This window comes from Vagococcus acidifermentans (assembly GCF_003987655.1).
Taxonomy (GTDB): Bacteria; Bacillota; Bacilli; order Lactobacillales; family Vagococcaceae; genus Vagococcus_B; species Vagococcus_B acidifermentans.
On sequence record NZ_NGKC01000002.1, the window covers coordinates 103,288 to 126,120 of the forward strand.

General features: G+C 46.1%; 17 protein-coding genes and 1 riboswitch. Of the genes, 14 read left to right on the top strand and 3 right to left on the bottom strand.

The genetic code is table 11. The features are described 5' to 3' along the window. The first annotated feature begins 150 nt into the window (after nt 1-150). From CBF27_RS02700 to manA, 6 genes are all read left to right on the top strand, one after another. Nucleotides 151-834, top strand: a complete 684-nt coding sequence (locus CBF27_RS02700; protein WP_126812162.1) for a TetR/AcrR family transcriptional regulator — start codon at nt 151-153, stop codon at nt 832-834. Next, nucleotides 831-2,549, top strand: a complete 1,719-nt coding sequence (locus CBF27_RS02705; protein WP_126812164.1) for an ABC transporter ATP-binding protein — start codon at nt 831-833, stop codon at nt 2,547-2,549. Before CBF27_RS02700 ends, CBF27_RS02705 begins: the two co-directional genes overlap by 4 nt. Next, nucleotides 2,546-4,399, top strand: a complete 1,854-nt coding sequence (locus CBF27_RS02710) for an ABC transporter ATP-binding protein (RefSeq protein WP_126812166.1) — start codon at nt 2,546-2,548, stop codon at nt 4,397-4,399. Before CBF27_RS02705 ends, CBF27_RS02710 begins: the two co-directional genes overlap by 4 nt. 181 nt (nt 4,400-4,580) lie before the next feature. After that, entirely contained in the window at nt 4,581-5,453 is an 873-nt protein-coding gene (locus CBF27_RS02715; protein WP_126812168.1) for a VOC family protein, read from the top strand. Between the two features lie 69 nt (nt 5,454-5,522). Next, on the top strand, nt 5,523-6,551 hold the full coding sequence (locus CBF27_RS02720) for a serine hydrolase domain-containing protein (protein WP_126812170.1): 1,029 nt from the start codon (nt 5,523-5,525) through the stop codon (nt 6,549-6,551). Between the two features lie 42 nt (nt 6,552-6,593). Continuing rightward, on the top strand, nt 6,594-7,559 hold the full coding sequence (gene manA, locus CBF27_RS02725; RefSeq protein ID WP_126812172.1) for a mannose-6-phosphate isomerase, class I: 966 nt from the start codon (nt 6,594-6,596) through the stop codon (nt 7,557-7,559). A gap of 93 nt (nt 7,560-7,652) precedes the next feature. Here the strand turns inward: manA and CBF27_RS02730 are convergent, their stop codons facing one another. Both CBF27_RS02730 and thiD read right to left on the bottom strand, forming a co-directional pair. After that, entirely contained in the window at nt 7,653-8,093 is a 441-nt protein-coding gene (locus CBF27_RS02730; protein ID WP_126812174.1) for a universal stress protein, read from the bottom strand. A 667-nt stretch (nt 8,094-8,760) separates the two neighbouring features. Next, the gene (gene thiD / locus CBF27_RS02735; RefSeq protein ID WP_126812176.1) at nt 8,761-9,585 is read right to left on the bottom strand and encodes a bifunctional hydroxymethylpyrimidine kinase/phosphomethylpyrimidine kinase; all 825 of its coding nucleotides are present in this window, start codon (nt 9,583-9,585) and stop codon (nt 8,761-8,763) included. Between the two features lie 120 nt (nt 9,586-9,705). Here thiD and CBF27_RS02740 point away from each other — a divergent pair, with 120 nt between their 5' ends. From CBF27_RS02740 to lpdA, 6 genes are all read left to right on the top strand, one after another. Beyond that, the gene (locus CBF27_RS02740; protein ID WP_170174984.1) at nt 9,706-11,136 is read left to right on the top strand and encodes an aminotransferase-like domain-containing protein; all 1,431 of its coding nucleotides are present in this window, start codon (nt 9,706-9,708) and stop codon (nt 11,134-11,136) included. Nucleotides 11,137-11,185: 49 nt separating this feature from the next. Next, nucleotides 11,186-11,374, top strand: a riboswitch (M-box (ykoK) riboswitch). Nucleotides 11,375-11,590: 216 nt separating this feature from the next. Further along, a complete protein-coding gene (gene mgtA, locus CBF27_RS02745) occupies nt 11,591-14,194 on the top strand; it encodes a magnesium-translocating P-type ATPase (RefSeq protein WP_126812180.1) in 2,604 nt (867 codons plus the stop codon). Nucleotides 14,195-14,677: 483 nt separating this feature from the next. Continuing rightward, on the top strand, nt 14,678-15,790 hold the full coding sequence (gene pdhA, locus CBF27_RS02750; protein WP_126812182.1) for a pyruvate dehydrogenase (acetyl-transferring) E1 component subunit alpha: 1,113 nt from the start codon (nt 14,678-14,680) through the stop codon (nt 15,788-15,790). 2 nt (nt 15,791-15,792) lie between these two features. Next, nucleotides 15,793-16,770 carry an alpha-ketoacid dehydrogenase subunit beta gene (locus CBF27_RS02755; RefSeq protein ID WP_126812184.1) on the top strand — a complete coding sequence of 326 codons (978 nt, stop codon included), beginning with the start codon at nt 15,793-15,795 and terminating at the stop codon, nt 16,768-16,770. 35 nt (nt 16,771-16,805) lie between these two features. Continuing rightward, a complete protein-coding gene (locus tag CBF27_RS02760; protein WP_126812186.1) occupies nt 16,806-18,398 on the top strand; it encodes a dihydrolipoyllysine-residue acetyltransferase in 1,593 nt (530 codons plus the stop codon). 12 nt (nt 18,399-18,410) lie between these two features. Next, nucleotides 18,411-19,817 (top strand): dihydrolipoyl dehydrogenase, encoded by a 1,407-nt coding sequence (gene lpdA, locus CBF27_RS02765; RefSeq protein WP_126812188.1) that lies wholly within the window; start codon nt 18,411-18,413, stop codon nt 19,815-19,817. A gap of 55 nt (nt 19,818-19,872) precedes the next feature. Here the strand turns inward: lpdA and CBF27_RS02770 are convergent, their stop codons facing one another. Further along, nucleotides 19,873-20,199 (bottom strand): magnetosome magnetite crystal formation protein family, encoded by a 327-nt coding sequence (locus tag CBF27_RS02770; RefSeq protein WP_126812190.1) that lies wholly within the window; start codon nt 20,197-20,199, stop codon nt 19,873-19,875. Nucleotides 20,200-20,392: 193 nt separating this feature from the next. Between CBF27_RS02770 and CBF27_RS02775 the strand changes: the two genes are divergently transcribed. Beyond that, the gene (locus tag CBF27_RS02775) at nt 20,393-20,866 is read left to right on the top strand and encodes a glutathione peroxidase (RefSeq protein WP_126812192.1); all 474 of its coding nucleotides are present in this window, start codon (nt 20,393-20,395) and stop codon (nt 20,864-20,866) included. Between the two features lie 153 nt (nt 20,867-21,019). Then, a complete protein-coding gene (locus CBF27_RS02780) occupies nt 21,020-22,732 on the top strand; it encodes a sigma-54-dependent Fis family transcriptional regulator (RefSeq protein ID WP_126812194.1) in 1,713 nt (570 codons plus the stop codon). Nucleotides 22,733-22,833: the final 101 nt, after the last annotated feature.

A 22,833-nucleotide genomic window follows, 5' to 3' on the forward strand; every position in this document is an offset into this window, starting at 1 on the left:
TAACTCCCAACTTTAAAAGCATACTACGTCAGCCAAAAAAAAACAATTTTTTTTTTAAAATGATGCATCATGCTTGAAATATGACACACCGTCATATATAATGACATGGTGTCATGTTTCAAAGCAGATTGATAAAGGAGAGAAAACCATATGCCGAAAGATACTTTTTTCCGTTTGGATGAAGCAAAGAGGCGTAAAATAATGGAAGCAGCCAGAAGGGAGTTTTCTGATGTGCCGCTTCATGAGGCATCAATAGCGAACATCGTCAAATATGCGGAAATTCCACGCGGCAGTTTTTACCAGTATTTTACCGATAAAGAAGACCTTTTTTTCTATTATTTTGATTCTGTACATAAAGAAACGGAAGACTCTTTGCAGCGGCTGCTGCGGGAGGAGAAGGGCAATCTTTTTTCGACTTTTCAGAAATACGCTGAAGTGCTGCTCAATGATATTTTGTATGGTCCAAACAGTGATTTCCTCAGAAACTTTTTTTACCATATGAATTACAGCCGGACCAATCGGATTGCACCATTTACCGATGAGCAGCTGAAAAAAACTGAGAGGCCGCACCGTTTCCATCACGCACACCAGTCAAATCACCAGACTCTGCTGGAAAATGTGGATACCGGCAACCTGAATATTACAACGAAACGAGAGCTGGAAGTGCTGATTCGACTGATTTTATCCATGTTTCTTTCCACTATCAATTATGCGCTGAAATGTCAAAAAGAAGGGCAGCCCGTTGAGGTGTCCGAGATGCTGGTCACATTCAACATGAAGTTGAATTGGCTGAGACACGGAGTTGAGAAAAATAAAGAAGGTGAAGCAATTTGATAAAAATGATTAAGCGAATGTCTGTCGTGTCAATCATCATGGCATTTGTGTTCATGTTTATACAAGTCATTGCTGATTTGTATTTGCCGACATTGACATCAGATATTATCGATAAAGGTGTCGCTACCGGGGATATTGATTATATCTGGCGTGTTGGTTTCATCATGCTGGGAGTTTCTTTAGTCGGGATTGTTGCCTCGGTATTCAATACGCTGGTTGCGACCCGGGAATCGCAGAAACTCGGTCGTACAATCCGCTCGGAAATCTACCGGAAAGTCGAGTATTCTTCAAACAACGAGTTTGAAAAAGTGGGGACAGCTTCACTGATCACACGAACAACTAATGACGTCAACCAGATTCAGATGGTGACCCAGATGGTTTTGCGGATGATGATCAATGCGCCTTTGACGCTGATTGGGGCGAGTCTGATGGCGTACAAGCAAAACGCCGGACTGACCAAGATTTTTCTGTTTATAGTCCCGATAATCGTTGTGTTTATGGGTGTGATTATGTACTTTGCGACACCGCTGTTCAAGAGTTTGCAGAACAAGACAGACAAATTGAACTTGGTTTTTCGTGAAGGGCTGACAGGAATTCGCGTCATCCGGGCGTTCAACCAGTCGAAGTTTGAGACGAAGCGGTTCGATAAAGCGAATAAAGATTACACAGATACTGCAATTAAAGTCAATACAATCATGTCGTTCATGATGCCGGTGTTGACACTGGTCATCAGCGGAACGAACGTGTCGATCATCTGGCTGGGAAGCCACAGCATAGCCGAGGGCACACTTGAGGTCGGAACGATGATGGCATTTATGACTTACGCGATGCAGATTTTAATGAGTTTTATGATGATGTCGATGATTTTCATTTTCGTTCCGCGGGCACAGGCTTCAGCTGAACGGATTAATGAAGTGCTTGATATGAAAAATGACATTGAGGACCCTACAGAGCCAGCCGGGCTGGACGGGGATACTTCACTGGTTTTTGACGATGTGGACTTCCGTTATTTAGGTGCTGAGAACAGGGCCTTGAAGCACATCGATTTTACCGCAGAGAAAGGTGATACAGTTGCTGTCATCGGCGGTACCGGTTCAGGGAAAACCACACTGGTCAATTTAATTCCGCGGTTTTATGATATTGAACGCGGTACGATCCGGTTGAACGGTCAGGATATCCGTCAAGTTGAACAGAAAAAATTGCGGGACCGAATCGGCTTTGTGCCGCAACGGGCAGTTTTGTTCACGGGATCGATTCGCGAGAACATGCAGTACGGCAAAAAGGATGCCACAGATGAAGAAATCTGGCGTGCTTTAGAGATTGCCCAGGCCAAATCCTTTGTGGAAGAATTGCCTGACAAACTGGACAGCTACGTTGAACAAGGCGGCGGCAACTTTTCCGGCGGACAGCGCCAGCGGTTGTGTATCGCCAGAGCTCTGGTCAAACCGGCGGATGTGTATGTCTTTGATGATTCTTTCTCGGCGCTTGACTTTAAAACAGACGCATTGTTGCGGGCGGCATTGAAAGAACATATCACGGATGCTGTTGTGGTCATTGTCGCACAGCGTATCAGTACTGTCGTGGATGCCGATACTATCATCGTGCTGGATGAAGGCAAGATGGTCGGCAGAGGTACCCACAATGAATTGAAAGAAACCAATGAAACGTATATTGAAATTATCGAATCTCAGCTGCGGAAGGAGGAAATTGCATGAGCGCAAGACCAGCACACGGTCCCGGCCCAATGAGAGGCGGCAAACCGGAAAAAGCGAAAAATTTCTGGCCGACAACGAAACGGCTGCTCAGGTATATGTCCAATCGCGCTTACTTGATTCTGCTTGTTTTTGTCCTGGCGATTATCTCAACTGTTTTTCAAATCAGGACACCGAAAGTTTTAGGACAGGCAACGACAGAAATCTTTAAAGGTGTAATGGCGGGTGTGGAACAGATGAAGCAGGGCATGAAGATTGACCGGCTACCGATTGATTTTGACCGGATTGCGGAAATCTTGTTTATTGTCATTGCGATGTATCTGGCCTCTGCTTTGTTCAGTTTTATCCAGCAGTTTATCATGACCCGGGTGTCACAGCGCACAGTCTATGAATTGCGCAGAGAACTGAAAGACAAGATGAATCGTGTTCCCATCAAATATTATGACACGCATTCCAACGGCGATATTATGTCGCGTGCCATCAACGACATGGACAATATTGCGGGTACTCTCCAGCAAAGTCTGACCCAGCTGATTACCAGCGTTGTCACCTTTTTCGGGATTCTCTATATGATGCTGACAATCAGCGTTCAGTTGACACTGGTGGCTTTGGCTACGGTCCCGCTGAGTTTGATTGTGGTGATGATTATTGCACCGAAATCACAAACTTATTTTTCAGCCCAGCAGAAAAGCTTGGGTCATTTGAACGACCAAGTGGAAGAGACTTACGGTGCGCACAGCGTCATTAAAAGTTTCAACCGTGAAGAGGCTGAAATCGGCATATTTGAAGTCCAAAACGAAGCGTTGTATCAGGCGGGGTGGAAAGCACAGTTTATTTCTGCCATGATTATGCCGCTCATGAACTTTATTAAAAATATCGGGTATATTTTTGTAGCGGTACTCGGCGGTATCAAGGTTGCTAACGGCGGCATGAATTTAGGGGATGTCCAGGCATTCATGCAGTATACCAATCAGTTTTCTCAGCCGATTACGCAAATCGCCAACTTGCTGAATACCATTCAGGCGACGATCGCCTCTGCAGAACGGGTATTCGAAGTATTGGACGAAGTGGATATGACAGATGAACCATCGGGTGTTGCACCGGTTGCAGACAGTCCTTACAAAGTGGCGTTTGACAATGTCCAGTTCGGTTATGACGATGACTTGTTGATGACGGGCTTTGATTTGAACGTGACGGAAGGGCAGAAAGTTGCGATTGTCGGTCCGACAGGTGCAGGAAAAACCACACTCATCAACTTGCTGGAACGGTTTTATGATGTCAGCGGCGGAAGCATCCGCTACGAAGGCACGGACACGCGCGACATGTCGCGCGAAGAACTCCGCTCCCACTTCTCAATGGTACTGCAGGATACATGGCTCTTTACCGGCACGATTTATGACAACATCAAATATGGTAATGAAGATGCGACAGAGGAACAAGTCTACAAGGCAGCTGAGGCGGCCCACGTGGACGACTTTGTCCGGCGCTTGCCTGAGGGCTATCAAACCGTTTTGAATGAAGAAGCCAGCAATATCTCTCAAGGACAGCGACAGCTGATTACAATCGCCAGAGCCTTTTTAGCTAATCCGGAAGTACTGATTCTGGATGAAGCCACATCCAGCGTGGACACACGGACGGAGATTTTGATTCAGCGGGCGATGAGCAAGCTGTTGGCAGGCAGAACCAGCTTTGTCGTGGCGCACAGATTGTCTACGATTCGCGATGCTGACAACATCATCGTTATGAACAAAGGCAGTATTGTGGAAACAGGGAGCCACGATGAACTGATGGCGAAAAACGGGTTTTATGCTGATTTATACAATAGCCAGTTTACGACCAACGTGGCTATTTAATCAAGAGAGTCAGATGGACAGAATGTTCATGCTGGCTTTCTTTTTTTGTAAAAAAACAAGAATGTGCTGTTCCGCATAAGTGTATTAGTAACGTTTTTTCACAAAAAATGGTACAATATATTTCGATGAGGCATTTATAGATTTGAATGTAAGATAAGTGTATGTAGGAGGAGTGTTTTAGATGAAACAGTTTTTGTTGTCACCTAGCACGCAAGTGGCATCCGTTGCGTTGAAAGTAAAAAATTTTGAGAAGATGGTTGATTTTTATCGCGATGTGATTGGTTTGCACTTGCTGAATGAAGAAAACGGCATGGCAATCATGGGCATTAAACGCACCCGACGCAAGCTGATCGGCTTGATTTTTTCACCTGACAGCTCTGAGGAACAAACAGCACATGCGGGTATATATCATACAGCGATTCTATTACCGTCAAGAAAAGATTTTTCTGAGTTCTGCGCTCACTTGAAAGAAAGAAATTATCCGATTGATGAGTTGAAAAAGCATGTGTACAGCGAGTCCGTCTATGTCAGGGACCCGGAAGAGAACGTAATTGAAATTATTTATAATAAGCCGGAATCTGAGTGGGAAAACAGTGAGCAGACAGCTGATCAAACTGTCGAGCTTGATGCATTAATCAGCGAAGCAAAAGCTTCTTACAGTGATATCCCGGAAAACACGCAGATCGGGCACGTGCATTTATCAGTCCTTAATTTAGAAAAAAGCTTGGCCTTTTATCATGACGTTCTGGGCTTTCAAGTAACAGATGATTCTGATGCGTCAGTTAAATATCTGGGAACCGGAAACGGCGGTTTGCACCATCAGCTGGCAATCAACAATCACATGCGTATACAGGCAAAGCCGATTGCCGATTCTGATTTAGGGGTTGACCATATCACGTTTGACATCGGTCCGTTCGACAACTTGCTTGCGTTGAAAGAGCGGCTGACAGAACTGGGAATACCTCATTACTTTAACAACGGCAAAAAGATAATCGGTATTGATGACCCGAATGGTATTCAACTCTGGTTCATCGTTTTTAAAAAACAGCAATAACCGACAGCACTGGCTAATCAGTTGAGATTGCCAGTGCTTATTACATGTCAAGTGTATGGAAGGAGACTTATGTACCCGAAAACAAGAGACTTAATAGAGCAGTATCTTCACGACGGGGTTTTTCCCGGTGCGAGCTATGCTTTTATCAAAGACGGGCAGTGTGAAAAGCATATCGTCGGCAAGTCGCGGACCTATCCTGCCGACCGGACGCTGACCAGCGGCATGTGCTATGACGTGGCCTCGCTGACCAAAGTCATCTGTACCAATTCTGTTGTTCTCCAGCTGATTGAGGTCGGAGCCGTTGACATCGACCAGCCGCTTCAGCACTATCTGCCTGAGTATCAAGACGGGCGTGTCTCGCTTCGCCACTTGCTGACGCACACGTCCGACATCAACGGTTATATCCCGAACCGCAACCAGTTGAGCCGGGAAGAGTTGACGCGCGCCTTTTATTCATTGCCCGCAGGCGAGCGCTTGGGTCGCCGAGTGGTTTATACGGATACCGGCACGATTTTGATTGGCTTTATGCTGGAGAAACTGCTGCATCAAGACTTGCACACGATATTTAAAGAAAGGGTACTGGGTCCTCTGGGGATGACCGGCAGCAGCTTGGGAACAGCAGACACCAAGCGGGCAGTTCCGACTGAAAACCACCCTGAGCGGGGCTTGATACACGGGCAAGTCCATGACACGAAAGCATACATACTGGGCAGACATTGCGGCAGCGCCGGCTTGTTTGCCACTCTGGCTGATGTCATCCGTTTTGCAGAGATGATGCTTAAGGGCGGCGAGCTGCCTGATGGCCGGCGTTATTTGGCGCAGCAGACGATTAGCTCTTTATTCTCAGATTGGACTCCTTCTGGCACGCTGGGGCGGTCGCTGGGCTGGGATTTGCTGTATGATAAGCAGACCAATCAGCCGCTGATTTACCACACAGGCTATACAGGGACATTTTTGATTATCGATCAAACGCTGTCAGAGGCATTTATTTTCCTGTCCAACCGTGTGCATCCGACTGACAACAAAGAGGCATATCTCATTCAAAGAGACCGGCTTGTTGCTAATTATTTGTCGGAAAAAAGCAAACTTCACAGTTAAGTGTGTTATAATATACACAAATTTGTTAATTGAGGTGTTTTTATGGGACAACCACTTTTTTTAAAACCGGTTTTTCAAGAAAAAATATGGGGCGGCACAAAGCTGAAAACAATCTTCGACTATGACATCACAAGTCAGCAAACAGGCGAGTGCTGGGCTATCAGTGCGCATCCGCACGGCACGTGTGAAATAATAAATGGCAAGCTGAAAGGAAAAAAACTGGACGAGGTCTGGCAAGACTATCCTGCCTTGTTTGGTCATCCGGAAGAAGCTGTTTTCCCGCTGCTGACTAAAATCATTGATGCCAATGATGACTTGTCGGTTCAAGTGCATCCAGACGATGCGTACGCCATGGCGAACGAAGGAGAACTGGGGAAAACCGAATGCTGGTACGTGCTGCAAGCCGATCCGGGAGCCGAAATCGTTTACGGCCATCACGCACAGACCCGGGAAGAACTTAAAGAAATGATTAAAAAAGGCAAGTGGAAAAAACTGCTGAAACGAGTCAAAGTCAAAAAAGGTGACTTTATCTTCGTGCCGAGCGGAACGATTCATGCTATCGGCAAGGGGCTGATGATACTGGAAACGCAGCAAAGCAGTGATACGACGTATCGTGTGTACGACTATAACCGAAAGGACGACCAGGGCAACTTCCGCGACTTACATATCCAGCAGTCGATTGATGTAACAACTGTCCCGTTCGTTGAGCCGAGACTGCATATTTCTCAGGAAATTGAGAAAGCCTCTAGCGTGACGACTTTCATCAAGACTGATTTCTTCAATGTATATGAGTGGCATGTGGAAGGCATTTTAAGATTTAAACGACAAGCGCCGTATACACTGGTCAGTGTACTTGACGGGTATGGCCACATTTATGTCAATGACCAGGCAAAGGGCTTCGAATTGACGAAAGGCACACATTTTATTTTGCCAAATGATATTAAAAACTGGCGCATAGAAGGCGATTTGCAAATTATTGCGTCTGAACCGGGTGCAGCTTCAAACTAATCTCAACCAATACATGAAAAAATCCTGCCTGTTTCGATTAAGAAACGGGCAGGATTTTCAGATTGGCAATCAGTTGCTGTACGAAGCTGTTTGCTACCGGACGACCAGCACCTGACAATGTGCATGATTCACAACGTAAGAAGTGGTCGTACCCACAATATTCTGCTCGGTGCCGTGTTTGCCGGTGGCTCCCATAACGATGAGGTCGATTTTTCTTTCCTTTGCGAACTTGACGATTTTACGCTTGGCATTGCCTTTGAGCGTAATGATTTTGACTTCCGGTTTGTCTTTCGAATCTCGTTCACTGACGATTTTTTCAAGGGATTTTGTCAATGTGTATTCCTCAGACTTGTAGTAATCATCGATTGCACCAAGGACAACTGGATTAGTGGGATTCAAGCCGAACGAATCGGCAACATAGAGAATGGTCACCAGACTGTTGTTATATTCGGCGATGTCGAATGCTTGTCTCAAAGCTTTTCTTGACTGCTCGGATTTATCATAAGCAACAAGAATGTGATGATACTGTTCCATTGAAAACGCCTCCTTCACTTTATTCTATCATCGGAGCGAACCGGGTGTAAAGCAAACCTCTCACGGATAGAAAGGTGACACGCTTCGGGCAACGAAAAAAACCGCCCGGATTTTTTGGGCGGTTTATTTTTTTCGGTTTTTGTTATTGCGTTTATAGCCGTACTTATAGGCAAAATATGAGATAAGCAGGATTGCAGCTAAAACGAAGCTGATGGGAGAATTACTGGACGATTCATTTTTTTGCAACACAAGCATCAACACTATCATAAAAACAAACACGATGGCCATATTCACAAAAAAAATAATTAATTTTTTATATTGCATGTACTGTCCTCTTTTTGAATTCATTATACCAGTAATTACTATAAAAAGTAAGCCAATTTCCCTGCCGACTCAACACGCATTTATTTTTTTGTCCGGAACATTTGCAGTAAGTAAATAAACATAAAGAAGAAGGCCGCTTCCCAAAGGGTAGAGGTCCAATCAATTGCCCCCGTTCTATCGAAAAAAAAGTTTCCGATATTTGCGACAAGAATATAAATCAGCGTTATGAAAAAAGCATTTTTAAGTTTTTTCCCCATTATTTTCACCCGTTTTTTTTATATTATACAGAAAACTTCGCAAAATCGGAAATCATATTGTGCTTTTTTTGAAATTTATCCGTGAATCAGTTTTTTGTCATGCGCTTTTCAGCTTCATTGTATGCACCGTGCCAGATGTGCCCGACGTACGGGTAAATATCGACCCCGTTTTTGATGGCAGCCGTGACGAACTGCTTTGCTGTTTCAACAGCTGTCTGCGGCGTCATGCCTTTTGCCAGACCGGCAGTCACCGCGGCGGCAAATGTGCAGCCTGCGCCATGATTATTATGGGTCGGAATTTTTTTCGATTTCAGGACGGTTACGTCTTTGCCGTCAAAAAAGACATCAACAGCCTGGTCGCTGTGGAATGCTTTGCCGCCTTTGACAACGACAGTTTCAGGTCCCAAGTCTTTGATTTTTTTAGCTGCCGCAATCATGTCGTCGACTGAGGTCAGCGTCCCCAGCTCTGACAAGATACCTGCTTCCAGCAGATTAGGCGTGACGACCGTTGCTAGCGGGATCAGTCTTTTTTTTAGTTCAGCCACATTTTCCGGCTGCAGCAGTTCATCGGTGCCTTTGCATGCCATGACAGGATCGATGACGATATTTTTCTGTTGGTGGATGTCGATGAATTCCCGTGTGTGGTTGATAGCTTCAATGGTTCCCAGCATACCTGTTTTCATGGCATCGACCGGGCCGGCTGAGAAAATAGTTTTCAGCTGGTTTCTGACAATCTCCGGACTGATGTTTGTCACGTTGTGCGCCCAGTTATTGTCCGGGTCCATTGTGACGATGCAAGTGACGGCGGTGAAGCCGAATGTCCCGTATTCTTGAAAGGTTTTTAAATCTGCCTGGATACCGGCGCCGCCGCTGGCATCTGAACCGGCAACTGTTAATGTTTTTTTAATCAAAACAATCCCTCCGTTTGTTAAAAAATGACTGATTACAGTATACCTCAGATTCTTTTTGACAAAAACAGCCAATTGGGTTAATGTGGACCCATCCACTTTGTTTTGACAGGAGGACTCATGATGTGGGAATTAACACGCGAACCGGGGCTGCCTATTTACCAAAGTATTGTCAAGTTGATTATGCAGCACATCCAAAGCGGACTGTTGCTGCCCGGGCAAAAAATTCCGTCAGAAAGAGCGCTTGCGGAAAAATTTCAAGTCAATCGTTCCACGGTTGTCCATGCCTTGGATGAGCTTGCTGCGATGGGGATTGTCATCCGCAGGCAAGGGAGCGGCACGATTATCAATGATGGCAAATGGGGAGTGTATACTGGTCCGACAATTGATTGGCGGGATTATTTGATGACCGATAATTTTGATGTGCACGGCACTTTCATGGAACAGCTGATGACACTCCGCCACTCGTCGGGCTATATCGACCTTGTGACCGGCGATTTGCCGCTGGAGCTCATTCCGACATTGGAATTGCCGAATATCACTTGGAAAGAATTTTTGAAGGAAGATGCCTATCAGGATAAGCTGGGGTATCCGCCGCTCAGGCAAAAAATCAGCACACATTTAGCTGCAAAAACTCCGCAATTTGATCAGCCTGATAACCTGCTGATTACCTCAGGTGCACAGCAGGCTTTGTTTCTGATTATTCAAGTGCTGCTGCAAAAAGGAGATGCGATTGCGGTGGAGGCACCGTCATTTCTGTATTCCCTGTCTCTTTTCCAAGTTGCCGGTGTCCGCATGTTCGGGATACCGATGGATGATGAGGGCATGCGGATTGATGCGCTTGAGAAAAGCATTTTGAAAAATAAAATCCGGATGGTTTTCGTCAATCCGACGTTTCAAAATCCGACCGGCGTGCAGATGAGTTTGAAGCGCCGACAAGAGCTGGTAGCTTTGTGCAATCAATATCAGGTACCAATAGTAGAAGATGATGTGTTCGCTGATTTGTATTTTCCGGAGACACCGTATATTCCCAGCTTGAAGGAACTTGATTTTGACAATGTGCTTTACATCGGTTCTCTCTCAAAAATTCTGGGTTCCAGTACCAAAATCGGCTGGCTGTCTGCACCGCCGGCAGTCATTGGTAAATTGTCGGATGCGCGTCAGGAAATGGATGCAGACGTCAGTATTTTTCCGCAGGTCCTGGCGTTAAATGCAATGAACAATCAGCAGTACGCACAAAAGCTGAGCCGTCTTGGCAGGCAGTTGTCAGACCGCTTGCAGTTGTTTACCGCTGATTTGGAAAGGCGTGCTCCCGGTTTATTCGATTACCGTCTGCCCGAAGGCGGCTTTTATTTGTGGCTGGAATTAAAACAGCACAATGTGACGATGAAAAACATGCACGCTTTATTTGATGCCGGCCTGTTGGCAGCACCCAGTTTTTTGTTCGGAATAAAAAAACCGGCGCTCCGGCTGAACTTTGCGCGGATTTCACCGGATAATTCATTAGAAATTGCTGATAAATTAGCGGCTTTGTCAAATCATTACTGGGAATGATTTGACAAAAGAGCAATTGAGGTATACTGTTATAGATGTAATACATCACAATAACATCTGTTAGGTGAGGCTCCTATATGGACACACGCTACTGCCCTGCAAATATCCAAAGATGTTTGAAAAAGTTTGGACGAATGGTTCAACGGGTTAACAGGAATGGTCGACTTAAGGCTTTTCTTAATGTAGCTGATACGTGTATCTACGCCATGTAGTGCTAAAGCTCAACGAAGAGGTCATAACGAAACTGCCGTGTGCGGCAATTATCTCAAGTGTTTATGCACTCTCTTTTTTGAGGGTGCTTTTTTTGTGTGTAAGTACTGAAAGGACGGTGGAAAAAGTGGCAATGATTATGAGGGAAGATGCAGACGATGCAGACGGTTGGTTGCGGAAGGAGGGCTTTTTCCGCCTAGTCAGCAAGAAGAAGCTCATCCTATAAAAAAGGAGAGTGTTGAAGATGAAAAAAGAATTGACCAATGTGACAAAAAATACCGATTTGAAAAATTTGGCAAAAATGAGTACACGCGATTTGATGATGGCGTTCCGGACATCCCCGAAAGGCCTGACCTCTGAAGATGCGCGGAACCGGCTGCTGGAATATGGAGAAAACAAAGTCGACATTCAAAAACCGACGCCATGGTACAAGTTGCTGTTTCACTCATTTCTTGACCCGTTTATTTACGTACTGCTGCTGTTGTTTGCCGTATCTGTACTGACAGCCGACTATGAAACAGCCACGGTCATGATTATCATGATTTTGGCAAGTGCGATACTGCGCTTTGTACAGGACTACAAAGCCCAGCGTGAAGCTTTTGCCCTGCAGGACATGATTAAACATACCTGTGCTGTCAAGCGCGACGATGAAGTGAGAGAGCGTCCGATGGAAGAAGTCGTACCGGGAGATATCGTCCAGCTGTCAGCCGGCGACATGATCCCAGCCGACAGCCTGCTGCTTTGGACGAAAGACTTGTTTGTCAATCAGTCGTCTTTGACTGGTGAATCAATGCCAGTTGAAAAATTTGAAATCACCGACATTGACAGTCACGAAGACGAGGAAGATTCCGCAATCGACATGAGCAATCTTGTGTTTATGGGGACAGATGTGTTGAGCGGAAAGGGCGAAGCTCTGATTTTAAAGACGGGCAAGCAGACCTTTTTTGGCGACATTGCCAAAAAAGCAAGTACCCGGCGGGCTGTGACGTCATTTGATAAAGACTTGAACCGGATTGGTAAATTGTTGCTGAGAATGGTCGGCGTGTTATTTCCTATTGTACTTCTCTTGAACGGGTTTACAAAGGGCGACTGGTCACAGGCATTTTTCTTTGCCGTCGCTGTGGCAGTCGGATTGACACCTGAGATGCTACCGGCGATTGTCACCAGCAATTTAGCAAAAGGTTCCCAGTCGCTGGCTAAAAAGAAAGTCATCGTCAAAGAGCTGAATGCTATCCAAAACCTTGGCTCAATGGATGTTTTGTGTACAGATAAAACAGGCACTATCACGGAGGACCGGGTCGTGCTGGTTGAACATGTCAACCCGATGGGCAAAATGAATCAGAAGGTCATCGACATGGCGTTTCTAAATTCAAACTATCAGACGGGCTGGAAAAATCTGATGGATTATGCCGTGATTCACTTTTATGAAAAACATAACGAACATAGTAAGTTTGTCAATGTTGAAAAAATAGATGAGATTCCCTTTGATTTTTCACGCCGCCGGCTGACTGTTGTGCTGAAGGAGAGCGGTCATCAGCTGATGATTACCAAAGGCGCGGTGGAAGAGATGTCTAAAATCTGTTCTTATGTCGAAATCGACAACAACGTCGTGCCGCTGACGGATGAGCTTCATGAAGAAATCAACCGTGTCAACCGATCGATGAATGAAAAAGGCATGCGGGTAATCACCGTCGCATACAAAGGCGATGTCCACGATACGCCGACCTATTCGGTGGCTGATGAGAAAGACATGATTTTAGTCGGTTTTGTCGGATTTCTTGACCCTGCCAAACAGTCGGCCGTTTCAGCCATCACGTCGCTGAAAGAACACGGTGTTGCCATCAAAGTACTGACCGGCGACAATGAAATCGTGTCGCGGAAAGTCTGTGAAGATGTGGGCATCCATGTCGATCACGCCTATACCGGGCAGGATGTCGAACAAATGGATGACAAACAACTGGCCGAGGCAGCTGCCTCTTCCAACCTGTTCTCCAAACTTAACCCGATGCAGAAATCGCGGATTATTGAAGTGCTAAGAAAGCAGGGGCACACGGTCGGCTTTATGGGCGACGGCATCAATGATGCGCCGGCTTTGCGGGCAGCCGATGTGGGTGTGTCGGTCGATACAGCTGCGGACATCACCAAAGAAGCCAGTTCGATTATTTTACTGGAAAAGAGTCTGAATGTGCTGGTCGATGGTGTGATTGAAGGACGGACTGTCTTTAAAAACATGATGAAGTATATCATGATGACGCTCAGCTCCAACTTCGGCAACGTGTTCTCCGTCCTTGTTGCCAGTGCGTTTCTGCCATTTCTGCCGATGCTTTCCATGCAAATACTGGTGCAAAATCTGATTTACAACTTTTCACAGTTAGCCATGCCATGGGACCGGGTAGATGAAGAGCAAATCATGAAACCAGTTATTTTTGAAACCAAAGACTTGCTGAAATTTACATTAATGATTGGACCTATCAGCAGCATTTTCGACATCATCACGTTTCTCGTTATGTGGAATGTGTTCGGTGCCAACACGATCGCCGAACAAAGCCTCTTCCAAACAGGCTGGTTTGTTGTCGGGCTGACGACGCAGACGGTCATTATTCATGTTATCCGGACTGAGAAGATACCATTTGTGCAAAGTAACGCCAGTCCGTCCGTTTTAATCAGCAGTTTGCTGGCTGTTGCGGCGGGGATAGCGATTGTCCTCATCGACCCTGTCAGATCTTATCTGGATATGACGGCACTGCCTGGCAGCTACTGGCTGTTCTTAATCGTGGTCGTTTTTGGCTACATGCTGACTGCACAAGTTATCAAGATGAAATATGTCAAGAATCACTCTTGGCTGTAACAAGCGTCAAATTATTTAGTTCACAAGCAGCAGGAAATCAACACAGAAAAATAGCGAATGCAACACATGTTTCCTGTTTTTTTTAGAAAGACAGGAGACATGTGTTTTTGCTGTGTAACAGAATCAGCAGCTTGTCCATTCAATCAACACTGTCAAAAATGACGTACGGGCATGTTTTCTTCCAGTTTTCTGAAAACTAATGTATAACAGATTGGTGGATATAGTGTGACAGCAGGAAACAGTTTGCTAAACCCCTTACATAAAAAAAGAACTGCTTGCAGAAACGAAAGTGATTTTATTCACTATGGTTTAAATACAGAAACAAAAAGGTTTTTAGCGTATTTTAGTTGAGCTTTATCGCTTGCATATCTTTTTTCACCGTGTTAAATTATTAAATGTAAAGGCATAGAAAATAATACAGATTTTTAGCCTGTTTTATAAAATACAATTTTAATTGTTAAAAAGAGAGGATTGTGTAACAAAATGGCGAAGAAAAAATTTAACCCACTTGACTTTGAAGCGCTTCTGAATGACATTAATGCAGACTTTCCGATGGTTCAAGTGCTCGATGAGGAAGGCAAAGTCGTTGACGCAGATCTAATGCCTGATTTGACAGACGATGAACTGGTTGATCTGATGAGCCGCATGGTGTGGGCACGTGTGCTTGACCAGCGTTCCACAGCATTGAACAGACAAGGACGGTTGGGATTCTATGCCCCGACTGCAGGACAGGAAGCTAGTCAGCTTGCCAGTCATTTTGCCATGGAAAAGGAAGACGTGCTGCTGCCGGGTTACCGTGATGTACCGCAGTTGATTCAACACGGTTTGTCATTGACAAAAGCATTCCTGTGGTCCAGAGGGCACGCGGAAGGCAATAAATACCCTGAAGACTTGCATGCATTGCCACCTCAAATCATTATCGGTGCGCAATATGTCCAAGCTGCCGGCGTGGCGCTGGGCTTGAAAAAACGCGGCAAGAAGAATGTGGCATTCACATACACTGGTGACGGCGGTTCATCACAGGGCGACTTCTACGAAGGCATCAACTTTGCAGGTGCTTATAAAGCCAATGCTGTATTTTATATTCAAAATAACGGTTACGCCATTTCAACTCCAAGAGAATTGCAGACAGCAGCTAAAACGTTGGCACAAAAAGGTGTGGCAGCAGGTATCCCGTCTATCCAAGTCGACGGCATGGACGCTCTGGCCGTTTATGCGGTTTCTAAAGCAGCGCGTGATTGGGCAGCCAACGGCAATGGCCCGGTGCTGATTGAAACAATGACATTCCGTTACGGTCCGCACACTCTTTCTGGTGACGACCCGACTCGTTACCGTTCAAAAGAAACAGAAGACATCTGGGTGAAACGCGATCCGTTGACTCGTTTCCGCAACTACCTGACTGAAAAAGGTCTGTGGTCAGAAGAAAAAGAAGAAGAGCTGATTGAAGCAGCAAAAGAAGAAATCAAACAAGCAATCAAAGAAGCAGATGCCGTTCCAAAACAAAAAGTGTCTGACTTCCTGAAAAACATGTACGAGGAAGCACCTCAAACAATTAAAGAGCAAATTGCAATTTATGAAGCGAAGGAGTCGAACTAATCATGGCACAAAAAACAATGATACAAGCAATTACAGATGCATTAGCGCTGGAACTTGAGAACAATCCAGATGTATTGGTTTTTGGTGAAGACGTTGGTAATAACGGCGGGGTATTCCGTGCCACTGAAGGCTTGCAAGCCAAGTTCGGCGAAGAACGTGTCTTTGATACCCCTTTGGCGGAATCAGGCATTGGCGGTTTGGCATTCGGTTTAGCATTGGAAGGATTCCGTCCGGTTGCTGAAATCCAGTTTTTCGGATTTGTATTTGAAACAATGGATGAAATCGTCGGACAAATGGCACGGACAAGATACCGTATGAGCGGCACACGCAATCTGCCGGTCACTATTCGTGCGCCATTCGGCGGCGGAGTTCACACACCTGAACTTCACTCCGACAACTTGGAAGGCCTGATGGCACAATCACCGGGTCTCCGCGTTGTGATTCCAAGCAACCCGTACGATGCTAAAGGTCTGCTGATCTCAGCTATCCGCAACAATGACCCGGTTGTTTATTTGGAACACATGAAACTTTACCGTTCATTCCGTGAAGAAGTACCGGATGAAGCCTACACTGTGCCTTTGGATAAAGCTGCTGTAACCCGTGAAGGGACAGATGTCTCAATCATCACGTACGGTGCAATGGTCCGTGAAGCAATCAAAGCTGCAGAAAATCTTGAAAAACAAGGCATTTCAGTTGAAATTATCGACCTGCGTACAGTTGCGCCGCTTGATGTGGAAACAATCATCAATTCAGTGAAGAAAACAGGTCGCGTGGTTGTCGTACAGGAAGCACAAAAACAAGCAGGCGTCGGTGCTCAGGTCGTTTCAGAAATTTCTGAACGGGCAGTCCTGTCACTTGAAGCGCCAATTGGACGTGTGTCAGCGCCAGATACGATTTTCCCATTCGGTCAAGCTGAGAATGTCTGGTTGCCGAACGCAGCAGATATTGAAGCGAAAGTGAAAGAAACTTACGAATTCTAAGCGGTGAAATTAGTATAAAGGAGAGAAAATCGAACATGGCTTTCAAATTTAAATTACCAGATATCGGCGAAGGCATTGCCGAAGGTGAAATTGTTAAATGGTTTGTTAAACCAGGCGACACGATTAACGAAGATGATACATTACTAGAAGTTCAAAATGATAAATCTGTTGAAGAAATCCCGTCTCCAGTTACAGGGAAAGTACTGAACATCGTCGTTCCGGAAGGGACTGTTGCCAATGTCGGCGATGTCCTCGTTGAGATCGACGCTCCGGGACATGAGTCTGACGACGATGCGCCGGCAGCCGCGGAAGCACCTGCTGCTGCAGCTCCAGCTGCATCCGGTGCAGTCTTCCAGTTCAAATTGCCGGATATCGGCGAAGGTATTGCTGAAGGAGAAATCGTCAAATGGTTTGTCAAAGCCGGCGATACGATCAATGAAGATGATACATTATTAGAAGTCCAAAATGATAAATCTGTTGAAGAAATCCCGTCCCCTGTTACAGGAACGGTTGTCAACGTTATCGTACCTGAAGGAACAGTTGCAAATGTGGGTGACGTCCTTGTTGAAATCGATGCACCGGGGCACAATGATGCTGTACCTGCAGGCGCACCGGCCGTTGCCCCAGCTCAAGCAGCTGCAGCACCGGCAACACCGGCACCAGCCGCAGCACCGACAGGCAAAGCTGGCGGACGTGTACTGGCTATGCCGTCAGTACGTCAGTATGCCCGTGAAAAAGGTGTCGACATCACATTAGTCACACCGACAGGCAAAGGCGGACGTGTGACACGTGCCGATATTGACGGGTTCACTGGTGAAGCAGTACCGGCAGCACCAGCCGCAGCTGCTACAGAAGCAGCCGCAGCACCGGCAGCGCCAGCAGCACAACCTGCCGCACCGGCAAAACCTTTCGTAGGTGTCGACGAATTGGAAACAAGAGAGAAAATGACTCCGACACGTCGTGCGATTGCAAAAGCGATGGTCAACAGCAAACACACAGCTCCTCATGTAACGCTGCATGATGAAGTAGAAGTGTCTAAACTGTGGGATCACCGCAAGAAATTTAAAGAAGTTGCAGCAGAACGCAATACTAAATTAACCTTCTTGCCTTATGTTGTAAAAGCTTTGACAGCAACTGTCAAGAAGTTCCCAGTATTAAATGCGTCAATTGACGATAATAGTGATGAAATTGTTTACAAACACTATTATAATATAGGTATCGCAACAGATACGGATCATGGCTTGTATGTACCGAACATTAAAAATGCCGACCGTAAAGGCATGTTCGACATTGCAGATGAAATCACTGAAAAAGCTGGTATGGCAATCGACGGAAAATTATCTGCGGCTGACATGCGTGACGGCTCTATCACCATCAGTAATATCGGCTCAGTCGGCGGCGGCTGGTTCACACCGGTTATCAACTACCCTGAAGTAGCAATCTTAGGAGTAGGGACAATCGTTCAACAGCCGGTAGTCAATGCAGCTGGTGAACTGGTTGTCGGACGTGTGATGAAACTGTCATTGAGTTTTGATCACCGTATCGTTGACGGAGCGACTGCCCAAAAAGCGATGAACAACGTGAAACGCTTGCTGGCAGATCCGGAATTATTATTAATGGAAGGTTAAGGTGATATCTGAATGGTAGTTGGAGATTTCGCATTGGAGCTGGATACTGTAGTGATTGGTGCAGGTCCTGGCGGATATGTCGCTGCAATCCGCGCCTCTCAAATGGGACAAAAAGTTGCAATCATCGAACGGGAGTACATTGGTGGGGTCTGCTTGAATGTAGGCTGTATCCCATCAAAGGCATTAATCAGTGCTGGACATCATTACCAGGAAGCTCTGGATTCAGAGGTTTTCGGGATTACAACAGAGGGTGTCAAACTGGATTTTGCCAAAACACAAGAATGGAAAGATAATTCTGTCGTCAAAAAACTGACGTCAGGCGTTGAGTTTCTGTTGAAGAAAAATAAAGTGGAGATTATCCGCGGTGAAGCCTTCTTCGTTGATGCCAACACATTACGTGTTATCCATGAAGACAGTGCACAAACATATTCATTCAATCATGCGATTGTTGCAACCGGCAGCCGTCCGATTGAAATCAAAGGCTTCAAGTTTGGCGGACGGATCATTGATTCGACTGGCGGCTTAAACTTGAAAGAAGTACCTAAAAAATTGGCAATCGTCGGCGGCGGTGTCATTGGTGCCGAATTAGGCGCTGCGTATGCCAATTTGGGAGCGGAAGTCACTATTCTTGAGGGTACGGCACAAATTTTGCCTAACTTTGAAAAAGACATGGTGAAATTAGTCGAACGCTCCTTCAAGAAAAAAGGCGTCAAGGTCGTTACAAATGCCATGGCTAAAGAAGCCGTGGATAACGGCAACAGCGTGACGGTTACTTACGAAGCCAAAGGCAAAGAAGAAAAAATCGAAGCAGACTACGTGATGGTGACTGTCGGACGCCGACCAAACACGGACGATTTGGGTCTTGAAATTGCCGGTGTTGAGATGACCGACCGCGGTCTTGTCAAAGTGGATGAACAATGCCGTACGAACGTGAAAAGTATTTTCGCTATCGGCGATATTGTGCCGGGCGCAGCATTGGCTCACAAGGCAAGTTATGAAGCAAAAATCGCTGCAGAAGCAATTTCCGGTAAAGATGTGGCAGTAGATTACATTGGGATGCCGGCGGTTGCATTCACAGACCCTGAACTGGCATCTGTCGGCATGACTGAAAAAGAAGCCAAAGAAGCTGGTCTGGATGTGAAGGTGTCGAAATTTACACTAGCCGGAAACGGTCGTGCTCTTTCCTTGAATCAGACAGAAGGATTTGTTCGCCTAGTGACAACGAAAGAAGACAACGTCATCGTTGGCGGTCAGGTTGTCGGAGCGGGAGCAAGTGACACGATTGCTGAAATCGGACTGGCGATCGAAGCGGGCATGAATGCAGAAGACATTGCTCTGACTATTCATTCGCATCCGTCACTTTCAGAAGCTGTGATGGATACAGCAGAATTGGCACTAGGTTTGCCAATCCACGTATAAAAGAAAAAACTCTTCAAAGCGTTTATCGCTCTGAAGAGTTTTTTGCATGATTAGATTAGCGGGAAGAGACAAGCAATTTAAGACCGGCATAAAGGTTATACCCAATGAATAAAAAGTCAATTAATCCGCCGGCCGCCATTGCTGTTACTGTTAACAAGCTGACAGTCCGTGTATCATGCGCCAGAAAACCGGTTGAGAGTGCCGCCATCAGCAAGATGCCTGTCAGGATGACAGGGACCAGATGCAGTAGAAAAGCCCGCTTAGCATGGTCATGGGCTGCTGACTGGCGATTTGTAAGCAGCCAGATGATAAACGGTAAAAGAAATGGTGCGAATAAAATCGATAAGTAGGCCAAGCCGCCAAGAATGTTGTTTTCAGACATAATGTGCGCTCCTTATTTATAAACGAATCTGTATTTTACCATCCATTATAAATGACCGAGTTTCAGCTGACATCCGTCGGATGATGTATGTTGGTTATGCTAAAGGGCAAGCCGTTCAGATTTGGTTGAGCAGTTTGACAGTCAAATCAAATGAAAAGGCCTATACTTGAGAAAAAGAAAAGAGGGAAAACAAATGTCGATTTATGATTTTTCTGTCAGGTTAGAGAATGGTGATGTGTATTCATTGGAGAAGTATCAAGGCAAAGTGCTGGTGATTGTGAATACTGCGACGAAATGCGGACTTGCTCCGCAGTTTGAGGCGTTGGAAACATTGTATCAGACGTATAAAGAGCAGGGACTTATGGTACTCGGCTTCCCTTCAAATCAGTTCAAGCAAGAGCTGGCAACATCTGAGGAAGCCGCCGCCGCATGCCGGCTGACATACGGCGTCAGCTTTCCAATGCATGAGCTGATTGCGGTAAACGGTGCGGAAACGGCTCCGCTGTTCGACTATTTGAAATCTGAGGCGCCGGGCACGCTGGGGCAGGCTATCAAGTGGAATTTTACAAAATTTTTGGTGGACAGAGAAGGCCGCGTGATTGAACGGTTTGCACCACAGACGACGCCTGAAAAGATGGTTCCGGCGATTGAAAAGGCGCTGCGATAATGATTGCTTGTCCGTTAGGTAGAGAAAACAAACAACATGTGAGATAATAATGATAAGTGCTTTCTGATGACTGTTAAATATTTATTACTGAAAGCTGTTGTCCAGTTTGCCAGTTATGTCGTGTGCTGAACCCAATCAGGAGGGACATAAATTGTGGAAAATCAATCATGGAAACGGTTCGTTGCGAGTGAAAATCTTGGTCCGTTGCGTGCAGCCAATAAAGTAGTCGCTTCGTGGGAGTTTTGCCGTGAGCGTCAAGCCGCTCCATTCAAAAAAATGCCGGCTCGCATGCTCACGAAGGGGCAATTTCAAGCGCGGCAGCGGCTGCACGCCAAGCTTGTTCAACTGGTCAGACAGAAAGTCAGTCACTTAACTGAACAGTCATTATGGAAAGAGTCGGTATTTGTTTTAACGGATGATGAAGGCAATGTGTTGTGGTGTGATGGCAAGCAGACAGAGCTGGAGGTCTCCGGCTCTGTCAAGTTGGAAAAAGCTGTATCTGCCAGCCAATCTGCCATCAAGCAGGCCGGGCAGCGCAAGTGGAGCTGTTATGCGACAGCTATTGTGGACGGGAGAGATGATTTACTGGGAGTGCTTGATGTGTCCATTCAGCGAGCATCTTTCCTGCCACAATGCCGCGCGATTTCGCAGCTGATTGCGCAGTGTGTCACGAATCAGCTGGTCCGTGAAGAATTGGATAAAACACGGTTTTTGCTGCAGTATGCCGCTGAAACGCTGACTGATAAGGTAATCTGCGATGAGCAGTACCGCATTGTTCATATTCCCTCCGGTTACCGGTCGGAAAGCTGGCTTAAAATCGGTGCAGATATGCCGCAGGTGCTGAGCGGGAGGAATATATCGTCTGATATGCAGACGCTTTACCGCGACAAACAGCCTGTTGGTATTGGTTACCGGCTGTTTAATCAGGAATCGGCAAAAGAGAAACTTTTTTATGCCGGCATCAGCAGCCGCAATCAGCGCTACAATGAATTTCTGACGCAGGTGATAAATGTTGCCGACAGTGATGTCCCGGTGCATGTTTTTGGTGAAACCGGTTGCGGCAAGGAACGGATTGTCGAGATGCTTCATTTCAACCATCCGCGATGCCAAAAAGGAAAATTAGTGCGTGTGAATTGCGGCAGTGTCAGCGAGAGTTTACTGGAGAGCGAACTATTCGGCTATGCACCGGGGGCATTCACTGGCGCTAAAGCTAAAGGACATCACGGGAAAATCAGACAGGCTGACGGCGGTACGCTGTTTTTAGATGAAATCGACAGCATGTCCCTGCGTATGCAGACAGCGTTGCTGCGGGTAATTGAAGACAAGCAAGTATCGCCTGTCGGAGCTGTGTCAGACATCAGCGTCTCGTTCCGCTTGGTCACTGCAAGCAATCAGGATTTAAAGGAACTGGTTGCAGGGGGCACATTCCGCGAGGATTTGTTTTACCGTATTTACATCTTGCCGCTGCTGGTTCCGCCTTTAAGGGAGCGGCCGGAAGATTTTCAGGAACTGGTCGATGAGTTTTGCCGGCAGAAGGACTGGTTAATCAGCTGGCAGGAGCAAATATGTCACGTATCGAGGGAATACGAATGGTTAGGCAATATTCGGGAGTTCCGCAATTTTTTAGAACGCTTACGGCTTTCTTATCCGCACCAATGCCCGTCGGTTAATCAGATGCGGCAGCTGATTGAGATGGGGCAGCTGTCTGTTGCGAGCAGTGAGGCTGGTCATGATGATGATGAAAAGCGGCGCATAATGACAGCCTTGCAGGAAAATACCTATCACGTCAGTCAGACGGCACGCGCATTGAACTTGTCACGTTCTACGTTGTACCGTAAAATGAAAAAATACGCTATTAAACGCTAAAGCCGATTATCAGTGACATACACATACTCTTTTTACGAACTCTCAGTATTTTTTCGTTCGTAAAGAGAGTTTTTTTGCGTAAGCAGACAGCTGTTTGGAAA

Coding starts and splice junctions, on each gene's coding strand:
- CBF27_RS02755 (WP_126812184.1), top strand. CDS start 15,793: ATGGCACAAAAAACAATGATACAAGCAATTACAGATGCATTAGCGCTG.
- CBF27_RS02740 (WP_170174984.1), top strand. CDS start 9,706: ATGTGGGAATTAACACGCGAACCGGGGCTGCCTATTTACCAAAGTATT.
- CBF27_RS02700 (WP_126812162.1), top strand. CDS start 151: ATGCCGAAAGATACTTTTTTCCGTTTGGATGAAGCAAAGAGGCGTAAA.
- CBF27_RS02730 (WP_126812174.1), bottom strand. CDS start 8,093: ATGGAACAGTATCATCACATTCTTGTTGCTTATGATAAATCCGAGCAG.
- CBF27_RS02710 (WP_126812166.1), top strand. CDS start 2,546: ATGAGCGCAAGACCAGCACACGGTCCCGGCCCAATGAGAGGCGGCAAA.
- lpdA (WP_126812188.1), top strand. CDS start 18,411: ATGGTAGTTGGAGATTTCGCATTGGAGCTGGATACTGTAGTGATTGGT.
- CBF27_RS02720 (WP_126812170.1), top strand. CDS start 5,523: ATGTACCCGAAAACAAGAGACTTAATAGAGCAGTATCTTCACGACGGG.
- CBF27_RS02760 (WP_126812186.1), top strand. CDS start 16,806: ATGGCTTTCAAATTTAAATTACCAGATATCGGCGAAGGCATTGCCGAA.
- pdhA (WP_126812182.1), top strand. CDS start 14,678: ATGGCGAAGAAAAAATTTAACCCACTTGACTTTGAAGCGCTTCTGAAT.
- mgtA (WP_126812180.1), top strand. CDS start 11,591: ATGAAAAAAGAATTGACCAATGTGACAAAAAATACCGATTTGAAAAAT.
- CBF27_RS02775 (WP_126812192.1), top strand. CDS start 20,393: ATGTCGATTTATGATTTTTCTGTCAGGTTAGAGAATGGTGATGTGTAT.
- manA (WP_126812172.1), top strand. CDS start 6,594: ATGGGACAACCACTTTTTTTAAAACCGGTTTTTCAAGAAAAAATATGG.
- CBF27_RS02770 (WP_126812190.1), bottom strand. CDS start 20,199: ATGTCTGAAAACAACATTCTTGGCGGCTTGGCCTACTTATCGATTTTA.
- CBF27_RS02715 (WP_126812168.1), top strand. CDS start 4,581: ATGAAACAGTTTTTGTTGTCACCTAGCACGCAAGTGGCATCCGTTGCG.